Below are 13,210 nucleotides of genomic sequence, written 5' to 3'. Positions count from 1 at the left end.
CGCTAAGACGTAAGCCGGGTAAGGCGCAGCCGCTACCCGGCTTTTTATTTGCGATACAGAACCTTAATAATGTGATAACCGAACTGCGTGTGCAGCGGGCCGGTTGGCTCCAGTACCGGGCAAGAGAAGACCACTTTGTCGAACGCCGGAACCATCTGACCCTGACGGAATTCACCTAAGTCACCACCGCGTTTGCCTGATGGGCAGATGGAGTGCTTCTTCGCCAGCTTACCGAAGTCGGCACCGTTCTTAATTTGCTCCAGAAGATCCAGAGCCAGTTTCTCTTCTTTAACGAGGATGTGCACTGCTGCTGCTGTTTTTGCCATGATCGTGCCTTGAATTGGTTGAAATAAATCGGGGCGCAATATACCACGCGTCAGCGGCGATACAGCACCTTAATGATATGGTAGCCAAATTTGGTTTTTACCGGGCCGTAGGGCTTCAGGAGCGGGCAGCTAAAGACTGCCTGATCGAACGGGCCGACCATCGCACCTTGTTGAAATTCCCCGAGATCCCCGCCATTGCGTCCGGACGGACATTTAGAGTAGCGCTTTGCCAGATGATCAAAGCTGATGCCGCGCTCCAGCTTGGCAAGGATCTCCTGGGCCAGTTTCTCTTCTTTTACCAGAATATGCAGGGCTGCTGCGCTCTTTTTCATGGTTCTGCTCTACGGGTTAAACGCGATTTATCCACTTTATCATTAGCCGGTAAATCTGCGCCCGGCTTTCTGCTACAATCCACACCCCGTTCGAAGATTGAGCAATATTCCCATGCGTTTAAACCCTGGACAACAACAAGCGGTCGAATTCGTTACTGGACCATGCCTGGTGCTGGCAGGGGCGGGTTCCGGTAAAACCCGCGTGATCACGAATAAAATCGCCCACTTAATTCGTGGGTGTGGCTATCAGGCACGCCACATTGCGGCGGTGACATTTACCAATAAAGCAGCGCGCGAGATGAAAGAGCGTGTTGGCCAGACGCTGGGGCGCAAAGAGGCGCGCGGGCTGATGATCTCCACCTTCCATACCCTGGGACTGGATATCATTAAACGCGAATACGCCGCACTGGGGATGAAGTCCAACTTCTCTCTTTTCGATGACACCGACCAGGTGGCGTTGCTCAAAGAGCTCACCGAAGGCCTGATCGAAGACGACAAAGTTCTGCTGCAACAGCTGATCTCGACGATCTCAAACTGGAAAAACGATCTGATGACGCCTGCACAGGCGGCAGCGAGTGCGAAGGGCGAACGGGATCGGATCTTCGCGCACTGTTATGGTCTGTACGACGCGCATATGAAAGCGTGCAACGTGTTGGATTTCGACGATCTGATCCTCCTGCCAACGCTGCTGCTTCAGCGTAATGAAGAGGTACGTGAACGCTGGCAGAACAAGATCCGCTACCTGCTGGTGGATGAATATCAGGATACCAACACCAGCCAGTACGAACTGGTGAAGCTGCTGGTGGGTCAGCGCGCGCGTTTCACCGTGGTGGGTGACGATGACCAGTCAATTTACTCCTGGCGCGGTGCGCGTCCACAAAATCTGGTGTTGTTAAGCAAAGATTTTCCTGCGTTGCAGGTGATTAAGCTGGAGCAAAACTACCGTTCTTCCGGGCGTATCCTCAAGTCGGCGAATATCCTGATCGCCAATAACCCGCATGTGTTTGAGAAGCGTCTGTTCTCCGAACTGGGTTACGGCACCGAGCTGAAAGTGCTCAGTGCCAATAATGAAGAGCATGAGGCTGAACGCGTTACCGGCGAGCTCATTGCCCACCACTTCGTGAATAAAACCGAGTACAAGGATTACGCCATTCTGTATCGCGGTAACCACCAGTCGCGCGTCTTTGAAAAGATGCTGATGCAAAACCGCATCCCCTACAAAATTTCGGGTGGTACGTCGTTCTTCTCGCGTCCTGAAATCAAGGATCTGCTGGCCTATCTGCGCGTGCTCACCAACCCGGATGATGACAGCGCGTTTCTGCGCATCGTGAACACCCCGAAACGTGAGATCGGCCCAGCGACACTACAAAAGCTTGGCGAATGGGCGAAGACCCGCAACAAAAGCCTGTTTACCGCCAGCTTTGATATGGGGCTGAGTCAGACGCTGACCGGACGTGGTTACGATTCGTTAACCCGTTTCACCCACTGGCTGGGTGAAGTGCAGCGCCTTGCGGAACGTGAACCTGTCGCGGCAGTGCGCGATCTCATTCACGGTATTGATTACGAATCCTGGTTGTACGAAACCTCCGCCAGCCCGAAGGCGGCTGAGATGCGGATGAAAAACGTTAACCAGCTCTTCAGCTGGATGACCGAAATGCTGGAAGGCTCGGAGATAGATGAGCCAATGACCCTGACTCAGGTGGTCACCCGCTTTACCCTTCGCGACATGATGGAGCGTGGCGAGAGCGAGGAAGAGGCTGACCAGGTTCAGCTGATGACGTTACACGCGTCAAAAGGACTGGAGTTCCCGTATGTATATCTGGTCGGTATGGAAGAAGGTTTGCTGCCGCACCAGAGCAGCATTGATGAAGATAACGTCGACGAGGAACGCCGTCTGGCCTATGTCGGGATCACCCGTGCGCAGAAGGAGCTGACATTCACGCTGTGCAAAGAGCGCCGTCAGTATGGCGAACTGGTGCGTCCGGAACCGAGTCGTTTTCTGCTGGAGCTACCGCAGGACGATCTGATCTGGGAGCAGGAGCGCAAAGTGATTACGGCAGAAGAGCGGATGCACAAGGGGCAGGCTAACGTGGCGAACATTCGCGCGATGCTCGCGAAAGCCAAAGAGAAAGGATAATTATTCGAAGGCCGGGTATGGCGAAACCGCCACCCGGCAATGCTCAGGGTATTACTTCACTTCAAGAACCCAGTGTACATAACTCTGCCACTGGCACTCCTGTTCGATCATCTCTGCCCCAAGTGGATGATTATCAATCCAGTTTTCCGGTAACGTCAGCGAAAGCTTCTCGCCATCAGCGACCAGATTGATGGCAGGTAGCAAATCATCGCGGCGGCGGCTGGCAAACAAAATCGCCAGACGTAGCAGTCGGCAAAGATGCTCGGCCACGCGTGGCGGTACGGCGTTTTGTTGATGTAAAGAGGAGAGGTCAACGGCGTTGGTCTGGTTCAGCAGCAGGGTTGCCAGCAACTTTTTCTGTGCAGGCGTGTAGCCCGGTAAATCGAGGTTACGTACCAGATAGGCCGCATGAACAGGGGCCTGTTTGAAATCAATGCTCAGCCCCACTTCATGTAGCGCGCAGGCGCTCAGCAATAAATCACGGCTCAAAGGGTCAAGATCCCAGCCGGTGGCAACCTGATCGGCGAAGCGTGATGCCAGTTGCGCCACACGACCCGCCTGGTCGATATCAACCAGAAAACGACGCTGCACGTTGCGCAGAGTACGGCTGCGAATGTCCTGATCAACCGACAGATGCAACATCCCATAGACCAGGCCTTCTCGCAGTGCGCCGCCAGCCAGCGTCATACACTGAATGTTTAGCTCGGTGAAAATCGCAATCAGAATGGCCAGCCCGCTCGGGAAAACCAGCGCACGTTCAAGCGTCAGGCCTTCAATTTCAAGCTCTTCCAGCCGCCCACACTGAATAGCGCGCTGTTTAAGCTGCTGGAGCTTGGCAAGCGTGATCCGCTCATCCATTCCCTGCGCCATCATGATTTCCTGCAAGGCCTGCACAGTGCCAGAAGCACCCACGCAGACTTTCCAGCCGTGATAACGAAGTTCATTCATGACCGGACGCAACACCTCGCGTGCGGCATTCTCCGCCTCGTCGAAGTTTTCTTTCCCCAGATTCCGGTCAGTGAAGTAGCGCTCAAGCCAGGTCACGCAGCCCATCGACAGGCTGAACAGTGACGTTGCCTGGGCGCCGGTGCCGGTCACGAGTTCGGTGCTGGCACCGCCGATATCCACGACCAGACGGCGATCGTCACCTCCTGTCGTATGGGCAACGCCCTGATAGATCAGGCGGGCTTCTTCTTCACCGCTGATAACCTGAACCGGACACCCCAGAATTTCCTGCGCTTTAGCAATAAAATCTACGGCGTTAACTGCCAGGCGGAGCGTCGCCGTGGCGACAACGGTAATTTGGGAATGCGGGATATCCTGCAGACGCTCAGCAAAGAGCCGTAGACACTGCCAGCCACGTTCCATGGCTTCATGGGATAGGTGGTTATCGCTGCTCAGGCCCGCCGCGAGGCGGACCTTGCGCTTAATACGCGTCAGCGTTTGTATGCTTCCCGCCACCTCGCGCACAACCAGCATATGAAAACTATTCGAACCGAGATCAATTGCCGCATAAAGCGAGGTGGAACTGAGCATATTTTCTTAACCTGAACGACGACGATTACGCGGTGCGCCAGAGCGACGCGGGCCATTGCCGGAGCGGGCGCGGGAAAGGCGCTTAGGCGGCGGCAGTTCGCTTAGCAGCGCTTCCGGATTGTATTTGCTCTGCGGAATAGAGTGACCGATGTAGGTCTCAATGGCTGGAAGATTCAGCGCATACTCTTCACACGCAAGGCTAATAGAGTGACCGCTTGCGCCCGCACGACCGGTACGACCGATACGGTGAACATAGTCTTCGCAGTCATCTGGCAGGTCATAGTTAAAGACGTGCGTCACGGCTGGAATGTGTAAACCACGTGCTGCCACGTCGGTTGCGACCAGAATATCGAGATCGCCACGGGTAAATTCTTCAAGAATACGCAGGCGTTTTTTCTGCGCCACATCGCCAGTCAGCAGGCCAACACGGTGACCGTCTGCAGCCAGATGACCCCAGATGTCTTCGCAGCGGTGTTTGGTGTTCGCGAAAATAATGGCGCGGTCTGGCCACTCTTCTTCGATCAGCGTTTGCAGCAGACGCATTTTCTCTTCATTAGATGGATAGAAGAGCTCTTCTTTAATGCGGTGACCTGTTTTCTGCTCGGGCTCCACTTCCACGTATTCGGCGTTGTTCATCTGCTCGAACGCCAGCTCACGTACGCGATAAGAAAGGGTCGCGGAGAACAGCATGTTCAGACGCTGATTTGCCGGAGGCATGCGACGGAACAGCCAGCGGATGTCTTTAATGAAGCCCAGATCGTACATACGGTCAGCTTCATCCAGCACCACAACCTGGATGGCACCGAGGTTAATGTGGTTCTGTTTAGCGTAATCAATGAGGCGGCCCGTGGTACCGATCAGGATATCCACACCGCTTTCCAGCACTTTAAGCTGTTTATCGTAGCCGTCGCCGCCATAGGCCAGGCCAAGCTTCAAGCCGGTAGCCTGTGCCAGGGGCTCAGCGTCTGCATGGATCTGTACCGCCAGTTCTCGCGTTGGGGCCATAATTAGCGCACGCGGCTGGTTAACTTTGCGGTCTGCAATCGCTGGATGAGAAAGTAAATAATGAAACGTTGACGTTAAGAACGCCATCGTTTTGCCAGTACCGGTTTGCGCCTGCCCTGCAACATCGCGACCGGCCAGCGTTAGCGGCAGCGCGAGGGCCTGAATGGGCGTGCAGTTATGAAACCCTTTTTTTTCAAGGGCTTCCGTCACCTTTGGGTGCAGGGCGAAGTCGGAAAACTTCTGTTCTGTTAAATGTGTTTTGCTCATAGTGTGGTAGAATATCAGCTTACTATTGCTTTACGAAAGCGTATCCGGTGAAATAAAGTCAACCTTTAGTTGGTTAATGCGACATCAACACGTCGTTGGTGGAGACAAAACCAACGTACCAGGCTTATTCCTGTGGAGTTATATATGAGCGATAAAATTATTCACCTGACTGACGACAGTTTTGACACGGACGTACTTAAGGCTGACGGGCTGATCCTCGTCGATTTCTGGGCTGAATGGTGTGGTCCTTGCAAAATGATCGCCCCGATTCTGGATGAGATCGCCGACGAATATCAGGGCAAACTGACCGTTGCCAAGCTGAACATCGACCAGAACCCGGGCACCGCACCAAAATACGGTATCCGTGGCATTCCGACCCTGCTGCTGTTCAAAAACGGCGAAGTGGCGGCGACCAAAGTGGGCGCGCTGTCCAAAGGTCAACTGAAAGAGTTCCTCGACGCTAACCTGGCGTAAGGTTTCTCCGCTGTGCGTTCAGAGCTCCCGGCTAAATGATGAGGAACTCTGGACGCCCGGCTGAAGTCGTGCTAAGTTAGCTATGACTTCGTTTTAAACATATCTTGTTGTTTGAATCTTGTTTTACCCGATACTTCCCGTTGTTGACTTATACAGTGCGTGAAGTGGCTAAATTCCGGGCTTGTCACTCAATCCGTCTTGTCGTTTCAGTTCTGCGTTCTTTCCCTGTGACCAGACAGCGAACAGACATGAGTTGATGGCCGCTAAACAGGCATGGATGACCCTGCCATACCATTCACAACATTAAGTTCGAGAATCACCCCGAGTTTAAGAACCCACACCATTATGAATCTTACCGAATTAAAGAATACGCCGGTTTCTGAGCTGATCACTCTCGGCGAAAATATGGGGCTGGAAAACCAGGCTCGTATGCGCAAGCAGGACATCATTTTCGCCATCCTGAAGCAGCACGCGAAGAGTGGCGAAGATATCTTTGGCGACGGTGTGCTGGAGATATTGCAAGACGGATTTGGTTTCCTCCGCTCTGCAGACAGCTCCTACCTCGCCGGCCCTGACGACATCTACGTATCCCCTAGCCAAATCCGCCGTTTCAACCTCCGCACTGGTGACACCATTTCAGGTAAGATTCGTCCTCCTAAAGAGGGTGAACGCTACTTTGCGCTGTTGAAAGTTAATGAAGTTAACTACGACAAACCAGAAAACTCACGTAACAAGATCCTTTTTGAGAACTTAACGCCGCTGCACGCGAACTCTCGCCTGCGCATGGAGCGTGGTAACGGTTCTACCGAAGACTTAACTGCGCGTGTTCTGGACCTGGCATCACCAATTGGTCGTGGTCAGCGTGGTCTGATTGTGGCACCGCCAAAAGCGGGTAAAACCATGCTGCTGCAGAACATCGCGCAGAGCATTGCCTATAACCACCCAGACTGTGTGCTGATGGTGCTGCTGATTGACGAACGTCCGGAAGAAGTAACGGAGATGCAGCGTCTGGTTAAAGGTGAAGTTGTGGCTTCTACCTTTGACGAACCTGCATCTCGTCACGTTCAGGTTGCGGAAATGGTTATCGAGAAGGCGAAACGCCTGGTTGAGCACAAGAAAGACGTGATCATCCTGCTCGACTCCATTACGCGTCTGGCCCGTGCGTACAACACTGTGGTTCCGGCTTCCGGTAAAGTATTGACCGGTGGTGTGGATGCCAACGCCCTGCATCGTCCGAAGCGTTTCTTCGGTGCTGCACGTAACGTGGAAGAGGGCGGCAGCCTGACCATCATCGCGACGGCGCTGATCGATACCGGCTCCAAAATGGACGAAGTTATCTACGAAGAGTTTAAAGGTACAGGCAACATGGAACTGCACCTCTCTCGTAAGATTGCAGAAAAACGCGTCTTCCCGGCTATCGATTACAACCGTTCCGGTACCCGTAAAGAAGAACTGCTCACCACACAGGAAGAGCTGCAGAAAATGTGGATCCTGCGCAAAATCATCCATCCAATGGGTGAAATCGATGCAATGGAGTTCCTCATTAATAAACTGGCAATGACCAAAACCAACGACGATTTCTTCGACATGATGAAACGCTCGTAACGCAAATAAAGCCAGTGAACGCCACGTTTTTACGTGGCGTTTTTCTTTTATGGACTATACGCTAGTATCACCTACTCCCAATTTTGACCGGTCGGTGCGACAATAGAACCGTTTGTGCAGTCAAATAAATAATTGATTGAAAAATATACAAAGGGAGTTGTAAGAGGCCATCTTTATTACTTCTGAGTCAGTGGCTTCATGGTTATACTTCCGGGACTAACATTTGTTGAGAGCAATCCATTGTGAATCTATTCACCGCCGTTACTGAACTGATCAGTATTTTTTTATTCACAACCTGTTTTTTGTTCATCGCCCGTAAGGTGGCAAAGCGAATAGGGTTGGTGGATAAACCTAATTTTCGTAAACGTCATCAGGGACTTATTCCTTTGGTCGGCGGGATTTCTGTTTATGCAGGGATTTGCTTCACGTTTGGCATTGCCGATTATTATATCCCGCATGCCGCTCTCTACATCGCCTGTGCCGGTGTTCTGGTGCTGATCGGGGCCCTAGATGATCGATTTGATATCGCGGTAAAAATACGCGCCACCGTTCAGGCGGGGATTGGCGTAATTATGATGGTTGTCGGTGGGCTGTATCTCCGGAGTCTCGGCTATGTGTTTGGTCCCTGGGAGTTAGTCCTGGGTCCATTTGGCTTCTTCCTGACACTCTTTGCCGTCTGGGCGGCGATCAATGCTTTCAACATGGTAGATGGGATTGACGGCCTGCTCGGTGGATTGTCTTCCGTCTCGTTCGCCGCTATCGGCATTATTTTGTGGTTTGATGGCCAGTACAGTCTGGCAATGTGGTGTTTTGCCATGATTGCCGCCATCCTCCCTTATATCCTTTTAAACCTTGGTGCGCTTGGCCGCCGCTATAAAGTCTTTATGGGCGATGCAGGCAGTACGTTGATCGGTTTTACCGTTATCTGGATTTTGCTGGAAACCACACAGGGTGAAACCCACCCAATTAGCCCGGTAACAGCACTGTGGATTATTGCCATTCCATTAATGGATATGGTGGCGATTATGTATCGTCGTCTGCGTAAAGGGATGAGTCCTTTCTCTCCTGATCGTCAGCATATTCATCATCTCATCATGCGCGCGGGTTTTACTTCACGTCAGGCGTTTGTTCTGATCACCCTGGCCGCCGCTATTCTGGCAGCAATTGGCGTAGCTGCGGAATATTCTCATATTATTCCTGAGTGGGTTATGTTGGCATTATTTTTGCTGGCATTCTTCCTGTATGGCTACTGTATTAAGCGCGCATGGAAAGTGGCGCGATTCATTAAACGTCAGAAACGCAGGATGCGTCGTAACAATGACAAAAACACAACATTAACTAAGTAAAACCGGGACTATGATGACTCAACCGTTGGCGGGAGCGAAATCAGTGGTAACTGAGAATGAACTGGATATTCGGGGTTTGTTTCGCGTGTTATGGGCAGGCAAACTCTGGATTGCTGGGATCGCGCTGGGGTTCGCACTGTTAGCGCTGGCCTACACCTTCTTTGCAAAACAAGAGTGGAGCGCCACAGCAATTACAGACAGACCAACGGTTAACATGCTCGGCGGGTTTTATTCCCAGCAGCAGTTCCTGCGTAATCTGGATATCAAGGCGAATCTGGCGACACCCGATCAGGCTTCCGTCATGGATGAGGCATACAAAGAGTTTGTGATGCAACTGGCCTCGTGGGATACACGCCGCGATTTCTGGAGTCAGACGGATTATTACAAGCAGCGTATGGTGGGCAACAGCAAAGCGGATGCCGCGTTTTTGGATGACCTGATAAACAACATCCAGTTTACGCCGGGTGATGCGCTGCGTAACGTTAACGACAGCGTTAAGCTGATTGCAGAAACTGCGCCGGATGCCAACAACCTGTTGCGCCAGTATGTCGCGTTTGCCAGCCAGCGTGCCGCAAGCCATCTGAATGAAGAGCTTAAAGGTGCCTGGGCGGCTCGTACCATCCAGATGAAAGCCCAGGTAAAACGTCAGGAAGAGGTGGCAAAAGCCATTTTCTCTCGCCGTGTACACAATATTGAACAGGCGCTGAAAATTGCGGAGCAGCGCAATATTTCCCGCACTGAGACAGATGTCCCGGCTGATGAATTGCCTGATTCTGAGATGTTCCTGCTTGGTCGCCCAATGCTGCAGGCCCGTCTGGAAAACCTCCAGGCCGTTGGCCCTGATTTTGACCTCGACTACGATCAAAACCGCGCGATGCTCACTACCCTGAATGTTGGTCCAACGCTGGACCCGCGTTTTCAGACCTATCGTTATTTGCGAACGCCTGAAGAACCTGTAAAACGCGATAGTCCGCGTCGTGCATTCCTGATGATCATGTGGGGGATTGTAGGCGCACTGACGGGCGCTGGCGTGGCGTTAACGCGTCGTCGCACAAACTAAGAACGCCGTCTACGATGAAGGCTAAGGCCTTCATCGTCTAATCGAAGAGAATCGATGTGAAAGTACTTACCGTATTTGGCACCAGGCCGGAGGCCATTAAGATGGCACCTCTGGTTCACGCGCTGGCCAATGATCCTGATATTGAAGCGAAAGTGTGCGTCACAGCCCAACACCGTGAGATGCTCGATCAGGTCTTAACGCTCTTTTCCATCGTCCCGGATTATGACCTCAATATTATGAAGCCGGGGCAAGGGTTGACCGAGATAACCTGCCGGATTCTGCAAGAGCTCAAGCCGATTCTGGAGTCATTCAAACCTGACGTTGTACTGGTTCACGGTGACACCACCACCACCGTGGCGACAAGTCTGGCTGCGTTTTACCAGCGTATTCCCGTCGGTCATGTTGAGGCGGGTCTGCGTACCGGAAACCTATATTCCCCATGGCCGGAAGAGGCCAACCGCACGCTCACCGGTCATCTGGCCATGTACCACTTTGCGCCAACCGAAAACTCGCGTCAGAACTTGCTGCGTGAAAATATCGCTGATAACAAAATCTTTGTAACCGGCAATACGGTCATTGATGCGTTGATCTGGGTACGCGACCGTGTACTGGCAAACAACGATCTGCAGAAGGACCTCGCTGCCCGTTACCCCTTCCTGCACAATGGCAAAAAAACCATTCTGGTCACTGGTCACCGTCGTGAAAGCTTTGGTCGGGGCTTTGAGCAAATCTGTCATGCACTGGCTGAAATTGCCGCGCAGAACGACGATGTACAGATAGTTTATCCGGTGCATCTCAACCCAAATGTTAGCGAGCCCGTCAACCGCATCCTGGGTCATGTCGAAAATGTCCTTCTCATTGAACCTCAGGATTACATGCCGTTTGTCTGGTTGATGAATCATGCCTGGCTGATCCTCACCGATTCTGGTGGCATTCAGGAAGAAGCACCGTCCCTTGGCAAGCCCGTTCTGGTGATGCGTGAAACGACCGAGCGTCCGGAAGCCGTCAAAGCGGGAACGGTACGCCTGGTCGGCACCGACACACAGTTGATCGTCGAAGAGGTCACGCGCCTGCTGCACGACGATGAAGAGTATCAGGCGATGAGCCGGGCCCATAATCCGTACGGAGACGGGCAGGCTTGTGGTCGTATTTTGCATGCACTTAAACACAATCGGATATCGCTATGAGTTTTACTACCATCTCTGTCATTGGTCTTGGCTATATTGGCTTGCCTACTGCGGCAGCGTTTGCCTCCCGTCAAAAGCAGGTTGTCGGGGTGGATATCAACGCGCGTGCGGTAGAAACCATTAACCGTGGCGAAATTCATATTGTGGAGCCCGATCTTGATCGCGTGGTGAAAGAGGCGGTTGAGGGGGGCTTCCTGCGAGCCAGCACGACGCCTGTTGAAGCTGATGCGTACCTGATTGCTGTTCCAACGCCATTTAAAGGCGACCACGAGCCCGACATGGCCTTCGTCGAGTCGGCGGTGAAATCCATTGCGCCTGTGCTGAAGAAAGGGGCGCTGGTGATCCTGGAATCAACTTCTCCGGTTGGGGCAACCGAGCAGATGGCGCAGTGGCTGGCTGAAGCGCGTCCCGATCTCAGCTTCCCGCAGCAGGCGGGTGAGCAGGCCGATGTCAATATTGCCTACTGTCCGGAGCGCGTGCTGCCGGGGCAGGTCATGGTCGAACTGATTAAAAACGACCGCGTGATTGGCGGTATGACGCCAGTCTGTTCCGAACGTGCCAGCGCGCTGTACAAGATTTTCCTGGAAGGTGAGTGTGTGGTGACTAACTCCCGCACCGCCGAGATGTGCAAGCTGACGGAAAACAGCTTCCGTGACGTCAATATCGCGTTTGCGAATGAGTTGTCGCTGATCTGCGCCGATCAGGGGATTAACGTCTGGGAGTTAATCAGCCTGGCGAATCGCCATCCGCGCGTCAACATTCTGCAGCCAGGCCCTGGCGTGGGCGGTCACTGTATCGCCGTCGATCCGTGGTTTATCGTGGCGCAAAACCCGGCGCAGGCACGTCTGATTCGCACCGCGCGTGAAGTGAACGACAGCAAACCTCACTGGGTACTCAATCAGGTTAAAACCACGGTTGCGGATTGTCTGGCAGAGAGCGGCAAGCGCGCCAGTGAACTGAAAATTGCCTGCTTTGGTCTGGCATTTAAACCGAACATTGATGATTTGCGTGAAAGCCCGGCAATGGAAATTGCTGAGATGATTGCCGGATGGCACAAGGGCGAAACGCTGGTGGTCGAACCGAATATTCATGAGCTTCCGGCAAAACTGGCGGGGCACTGTACGCTGACCGCGCTGGAGGATGCGCTGGCGACGGCGGATGTGCTGGTGCTGCTGGTGGATCATAAAGAATTTAAAGCGACGTCCGGCGCAGCTGTTCGTCAGCAGTATATTGTTGATACCAAAGGTGTCTGGCGTTGAGTAGCCTGAATGGGGTGCTTGAACCCCTGAACTGGGAGAGTACCTTTTTCGGTCTACCTTCGGCTATTGTGCGTCTGCGCGATAATGCGCCGGCACTGATGGAATCTGACTTTACGGCCTGGCAGAGGGTTCAGGCGAAGATCCCTGCGGACCGTGCTGACCTTCTTGATGCGCTCCAGCAACACGGCTTTAAGCTGGTTGAAGGTGAGGTCGATCTTTCTATAACGCTCACCCGGCATGATGCGTCAGGCGCGGAATTTGCAACCGAACAGGATATTCCCGTGCTGCGTCAGATGGCGGTTCGGGCGTTTGCTCAGAGCCGTTTTCGCACGCCCTGGTACGCGCCTGACGACAGCGGTCGTTTCTACGCGCAGTGGGTGGAGAATGCGGTCAAAGGCACCTTTGACCACGTCTGCCTGGTTTTTCGTGCTGGAGACGGTCAAATCCAGGGGTTCGTCTCGCTGCGCAAGCTCAACGAGCGTGAGGCGCGTATTGGCTTATTAGCCGGGCGTGGCATGGGTGAAAAACTCATGCAGGCGGCGATGCACTGGGCGCAACAGCAGCAGGTTTCGACGCTGCGGGTGGCGACCCAGGTGGGCAACACCGCTGCGCTTAAACGTTATATTGCGAGTGGTGCCAACATCGACGCCACCGCCTACTGGTTATACAGGTGACA

The 13,210-nt window shown here is 53.2% G+C and carries 12 protein-coding genes; 8 read left to right on the top strand and 4 right to left on the bottom strand.

Annotated features, from left to right (window positions below; all coding sequences use genetic code 11):
• Positions 1 to 44: 44 nt before the first annotated feature.
• Both ppiC (ACLHV8_RS21435) and ppiC (ACLHV8_RS21430) read right to left on the bottom strand, forming a co-directional pair.
• Positions 45 to 326, bottom strand: a complete 282-nt coding sequence (ppiC, locus tag ACLHV8_RS21435; protein WP_023309650.1) for a peptidylprolyl isomerase PpiC — start codon at positions 324 to 326, stop codon at positions 45 to 47.
• 50 nt (positions 327 to 376) lie between these two features.
• On the bottom strand, positions 377 to 658 hold the full coding sequence (gene ppiC, locus ACLHV8_RS21430; protein WP_049008154.1) for a peptidylprolyl isomerase PpiC: 282 nt from the start codon (positions 656 to 658) through the stop codon (positions 377 to 379).
• A 112-nt stretch (positions 659 to 770) separates the two neighbouring features.
• Here ppiC (ACLHV8_RS21430) and rep point away from each other — a divergent pair, with 112 nt between their 5' ends.
• Positions 771 to 2,795, top strand: coding sequence for a DNA helicase Rep (gene rep / locus ACLHV8_RS21425; protein WP_410377030.1), 2,025 nt, complete (start codon positions 771 to 773; stop codon positions 2,793 to 2,795).
• 51 nt (positions 2,796 to 2,846) lie between these two features.
• Here the strand turns inward: rep and gppA are convergent, their stop codons facing one another.
• Together gppA and rhlB are read right to left on the bottom strand one after the other, a co-directional pair.
• Positions 2,847 to 4,331, bottom strand: coding sequence for a guanosine-5'-triphosphate,3'-diphosphate diphosphatase (gene gppA, locus ACLHV8_RS21420; RefSeq protein WP_108091182.1), 1,485 nt, complete (start codon positions 4,329 to 4,331; stop codon positions 2,847 to 2,849).
• A gap of 6 nt (positions 4,332 to 4,337) precedes the next feature.
• A complete protein-coding gene (rhlB, locus tag ACLHV8_RS21415) occupies positions 4,338 to 5,603 on the bottom strand; it encodes an ATP-dependent RNA helicase RhlB (RefSeq protein WP_208594831.1) in 1,266 nt (421 codons plus the stop codon).
• A gap of 144 nt (positions 5,604 to 5,747) precedes the next feature.
• Here rhlB and trxA point away from each other — a divergent pair, with 144 nt between their 5' ends.
• From trxA to rffC, 7 genes are all read left to right on the top strand, one after another.
• On the top strand, positions 5,748 to 6,077 hold the full coding sequence (trxA, locus tag ACLHV8_RS21410; RefSeq protein WP_006179218.1) for a thioredoxin TrxA: 330 nt from the start codon (positions 5,748 to 5,750) through the stop codon (positions 6,075 to 6,077).
• 345 nt (positions 6,078 to 6,422) lie between these two features.
• Positions 6,423 to 7,682 (top strand): transcription termination factor Rho, encoded by a 1,260-nt coding sequence (gene rho / locus ACLHV8_RS21405; protein ID WP_001054528.1) that lies wholly within the window; start codon positions 6,423 to 6,425, stop codon positions 7,680 to 7,682.
• Positions 7,683 to 7,924: 242 nt separating this feature from the next.
• Complete coding sequence (gene wecA / locus ACLHV8_RS21400) at positions 7,925 to 9,028, top strand: UDP-N-acetylglucosamine--undecaprenyl-phosphate N-acetylglucosaminephosphotransferase (protein WP_208594830.1); 1,104 nt, start codon at positions 7,925 to 7,927, stop codon at positions 9,026 to 9,028.
• A 13-nt stretch (positions 9,029 to 9,041) separates the two neighbouring features.
• Positions 9,042 to 10,088, top strand: coding sequence for an ECA polysaccharide chain length modulation protein (gene wzzE, locus ACLHV8_RS21395; protein WP_108091181.1), 1,047 nt, complete (start codon positions 9,042 to 9,044; stop codon positions 10,086 to 10,088).
• Positions 10,089 to 10,144: 56 nt separating this feature from the next.
• Positions 10,145 to 11,275, top strand: a complete 1,131-nt coding sequence (wecB, locus tag ACLHV8_RS21390) for a non-hydrolyzing UDP-N-acetylglucosamine 2-epimerase (RefSeq protein WP_028018207.1) — start codon at positions 10,145 to 10,147, stop codon at positions 11,273 to 11,275.
• Complete coding sequence (wecC, locus tag ACLHV8_RS21385) at positions 11,272 to 12,534, top strand: UDP-N-acetyl-D-mannosamine dehydrogenase (protein WP_208594829.1); 1,263 nt, start codon at positions 11,272 to 11,274, stop codon at positions 12,532 to 12,534. Before wecB ends, wecC begins: the two co-directional genes overlap by 4 nt.
• On the top strand, positions 12,531 to 13,208 hold the full coding sequence (gene rffC / locus ACLHV8_RS21380) for a dTDP-4-amino-4,6-dideoxy-D-galactose acyltransferase (RefSeq protein WP_208594828.1): 678 nt from the start codon (positions 12,531 to 12,533) through the stop codon (positions 13,206 to 13,208). The genes wecC and rffC overlap by 4 nt, the downstream gene beginning before the upstream one ends.
• The last annotated feature ends 2 nt before the right edge of the window (positions 13,209 to 13,210 follow it).

The sequence above is a fragment of the Enterobacter sp. CPE_E863 genome (assembly GCF_046521465.1).
GTDB classification, from domain to species: domain Bacteria; phylum Pseudomonadota; class Gammaproteobacteria; order Enterobacterales; family Enterobacteriaceae; genus Enterobacter; species Enterobacter adelaidei.
This window is presented reverse-complemented; position numbering and strand designations above follow the sequence as displayed.

What these genes read in the sequence shown, in the direction of transcription:
- ppiC (WP_023309650.1), bottom strand. Translation starts at nt 326, where the DNA reads ATGGCAAAAACAGCAGCAGCAGTGCACATCCTCGTTAAAGAAGAGAAA.
- ppiC (WP_049008154.1), bottom strand. Translation starts at nt 658, where the DNA reads ATGAAAAAGAGCGCAGCAGCCCTGCATATTCTGGTAAAAGAAGAGAAA.
- rep (WP_410377030.1), top strand. Translation starts at nt 771, where the DNA reads ATGCGTTTAAACCCTGGACAACAACAAGCGGTCGAATTCGTTACTGGA.
- gppA (WP_108091182.1), bottom strand. Translation starts at nt 4,331, where the DNA reads ATGCTCAGTTCCACCTCGCTTTATGCGGCAATTGATCTCGGTTCGAAT.
- rhlB (WP_208594831.1), bottom strand. Translation starts at nt 5,603, where the DNA reads ATGAGCAAAACACATTTAACAGAACAGAAGTTTTCCGACTTCGCCCTG.
- trxA (WP_006179218.1), top strand. Translation starts at nt 5,748, where the DNA reads ATGAGCGATAAAATTATTCACCTGACTGACGACAGTTTTGACACGGAC.
- rho (WP_001054528.1), top strand. Translation starts at nt 6,423, where the DNA reads ATGAATCTTACCGAATTAAAGAATACGCCGGTTTCTGAGCTGATCACT.
- wzzE (WP_108091181.1), top strand. Translation starts at nt 9,042, where the DNA reads ATGACTCAACCGTTGGCGGGAGCGAAATCAGTGGTAACTGAGAATGAA.
- wecC (WP_208594829.1), top strand. Translation starts at nt 11,272, where the DNA reads ATGAGTTTTACTACCATCTCTGTCATTGGTCTTGGCTATATTGGCTTG.